The sequence below is a fragment of the bacterium genome (genome assembly GCA_026398675.1).
Lineage (GTDB): Bacteria > RBG-13-66-14 > RBG-13-66-14 > RBG-13-66-14 > RBG-13-66-14 > RBG-13-66-14.
In genome coordinates, this window is the sequence record JAPLSK010000266.1 from 1 (window position 1) to 2832 (window position 2832).

General features: G+C 65.8%; 3 protein-coding genes. 1 reads left to right on the forward strand and 2 read right to left on the reverse strand.

Annotated elements, in window-relative coordinates:
• Positions 1–770: hypothetical protein (locus NTW26_08290; GenBank protein ID MCX7022249.1), on the forward strand; the 770-nt coding region annotated here is incomplete at its 5' end.
• Between the two features lie 387 nt (positions 771–1157).
• Here NTW26_08290 and NTW26_08295 read toward each other — a convergent pair.
• Together NTW26_08295 and ruvX are read right to left on the reverse strand one after the other, a co-directional pair.
• Complete coding sequence (locus NTW26_08295) at positions 1158–2366, reverse strand: site-2 protease family protein (protein ID MCX7022250.1); 1209 nt, start codon at positions 2364–2366, stop codon at positions 1158–1160.
• Between the two features lie 49 nt (positions 2367–2415).
• Positions 2416–2832, reverse strand: a 417-nt coding sequence (ruvX, locus tag NTW26_08300; protein MCX7022251.1) for a Holliday junction resolvase RuvX, incomplete at its 5' end; no start/stop codon positions are given.

Below are 2832 nucleotides of genomic sequence, written 5' to 3' on the forward strand. Positions count from 1 at the left end.
ACGAGGTCATCCGCCACGCCCACGGCCTCGGCTTCGCCCCCCTGGTCCTCAACACCGACCTCATGCAGATGCGCCAGCACGAAGTCCTTTTGGATTATGTGGATCAGCTCATCGTCTCGTTGGATTCCACGGACCCCGCGGTCTGGGACTCCATCGTCGGCGTCAAAGGCGCCTGCGACCGGGTGATGGGCAACCTTCGGCACTACGCCAAGGCCCAGGACGAAAAGGGCTTCCAGATAAACATCAACGCCGTGATTCTCCCCGACCACCTGGACCAGGTTTTGCCGCTTCTGGACTTCGCCGCCGAGATCGGGGTCAGCTTCAACGCCGTGCCGCGGGTGGACGGCTTCGAGCCCAACCCCGAGCTCGTCGGCAACCCCGAGTACCGGGCGCTCATAGACGAGCTCATCCGCCGCAAGGCTCAAGGCTACCCCGTCCTCAACACCACCCTCTACCTCGAGCGGGTGCGCGACTTCCTCCCCTACCGATGCTACGCCACGGTCACGCCCAAGGTGGGGCCGCTGGGCCAGGTCTTCTACCCCTGCACGAAGATGCAATGGGTGGCGGGGAACCTTTTGGAGGAACCCAGCCTGTGGGCCGTCCTCCAGCGGGCCTACCGCGAGGCGCCGCGGCACCACTGCGGCCGCCTCTGCTATATGAGCTGCTACATGGAGCCTATCCACTACATCGAGCACCCCATCAGTTTCCTCGCCGAGGGTCACCTCCGGCGGCTCGTCGGCCGTCGCAACGGACTGGCCGCCACGGCCTGATTCGGTCACTATCTTTCGAGAAAGTCCCGAGAGGGGCTTTTTTATTGGTGGCGGCGCGGGTTCGTGGTGATAAAACGGCGGGGACTGAAGTCCACGCCCTACGTTCCCTCCTCTCCACGTGGGAGCGGCGAGCTGACTGGCTGGGGTGAGGGTTGTTGCATGTCCCCTCTCCCCTCTGGGGAGAGGGTTAGGGTGAGGGGTGAAAGCGGGCGGGTGTGGACACCCGCCCCTACGTTTCCCTCTCCCTGTGGGAGCGGCGCGCCGACGGGATTAAGGGTGAGGGCTACCGCATGTCCCCTCTCCCTTTTAGGGAGAGGGTTAGGGTGAGGGTCGAGGCGAAAAAACTGCGGGGATCGAATCCCCGCCCTACATTTGTAGTGGATAACCCTAGAAACCTGGCAGGGGCACCGGGGTCAGGCAGAGCAGGAAGAGGAGAATCGCCCCGCAGGCGCCCAACGTGCGGCCCCTGCCCGGCGGAGTGATGTCGTCCAGGGGCGCCGGTCTCTTCCGGGCGATGAAGAAGAGGACCCCGACCCACAACAGCCACCCGGGCCAGAATAGGGCGAAAAATATTAGGACGACCACGATAAGGCTCCCCAGCGGTTTGTACGCCCGGCGCAGTCCGGCGAAGACGATGTGGCCGCCGTCCAGTTGCCCCACGGGGACCAGGTTGAGCGCGGTCACGAGGAACCCCAGCCAGCCGGCGAAGGCCACGGGGTGCAGGAGGAGGACCTCGTCCGAGGCCAGCGGCCCCACTACGGCGAGCTGGAGCAGCTTGAATATGGGCGGCATGTTCACCAGAAGGGACGTCGCGGGCTCGTCGAAGAAGCGCATGGTGATGATACCCGGCTGGCCGTAAATCAGCTCGAACTCGGGCCAGGAAAGCGGCACCGCCGCACGGGGGTCGAGCTGTATGACCTCCGAGAGGGTCAGGCCGATGACGGTGACGATTACCGCCGCGACGACCCCGGCCAGGGGGCCGGCGATTCCGATGTCAAAGAGGGCTCGGCGGTCGGGCACCGGCGAGCGCATGCGGATGACCGCCCCCGCCGTCCCCAGGAGTGGATTCGGGACGGGCAGGAGCAGGGGAAGGGTAGCGCTGACCCCGTGGCGCCGGGCGGCGATGTAGTGCCCAAACTCGTGGGCCAGGAGAATGCCGAGGAGGGAAACGGCGAAGGGGAGCCCCAGATACCACTGGTCGGGATGCGCGAGGATGTCCACCCCGGCGTGCATCCCGCCGGCCCAGAGCACCGTCAGGACCGTCAGAACGGCGAAGATGAGCTGCGCCCGCCGGTTGAAGCCGCGGCCGCCGCGCTTGGTCCCGATTTTCACGCTTGCGGCCTCGGCCGTGCCGGAGACCCGCGCCGTGTAGCCCAGGGAATCGCACGTTTCTATGATTCCCTGAATCGCCTTTTTCGGCTCCCCACTAAGCTCGCCGATGTAGTGGATAAGACGGGCGTCGTAGTGCTTTTGGAGAATCTCGATATACGGGGCCAAACGGGGGGCGAGCTGGGCGGAGGCCAGCGCAAAGGCCTCCAGCTCGCGCCGGAGGTTCCGCGGCGGTTTCTTTTGGAAGAGGGACGAAAAGAGACTCATCGTTGGTGAATCCGATAAGTAGTGGTCAAAATGGAATCGGTGTCATTCCTTACTCACCGGCGTCCGCCAGGCTCCGGCGGTCGAGGTGGGCCTGGAGGATGAGCGCCGCGGCCACGGCGTCCACGTTTTTCCTTGCCGCCCGCTCGTCGAGACCGGCTTCGCGCAGCGCGCCCTCCGCCGCCTTCGTGGTGTACCGCTCGTCGAGGAGGTGAATCGGCAGGTCCAGGTGGGATTCCAAACCGGCGAGGAACGCCTCGACGGCCGCGGCCGCCTTGCCCCGGGTGCCGTCCTCCTTCAGCGGCAGACCGAGGACGACCTCGTCCACCCCCGCCTCGACGGCCAGAAGGCAGATGCGGCGCACATCGGCCTGCGGGCTCCGGCGCTCCAAGACGCCGCGGGGTCGGGCGATTTTCCCCTGCGGGTCCGACAGCGCCAGGCCGATGCGTTTCACGCCGAAATCAATCCC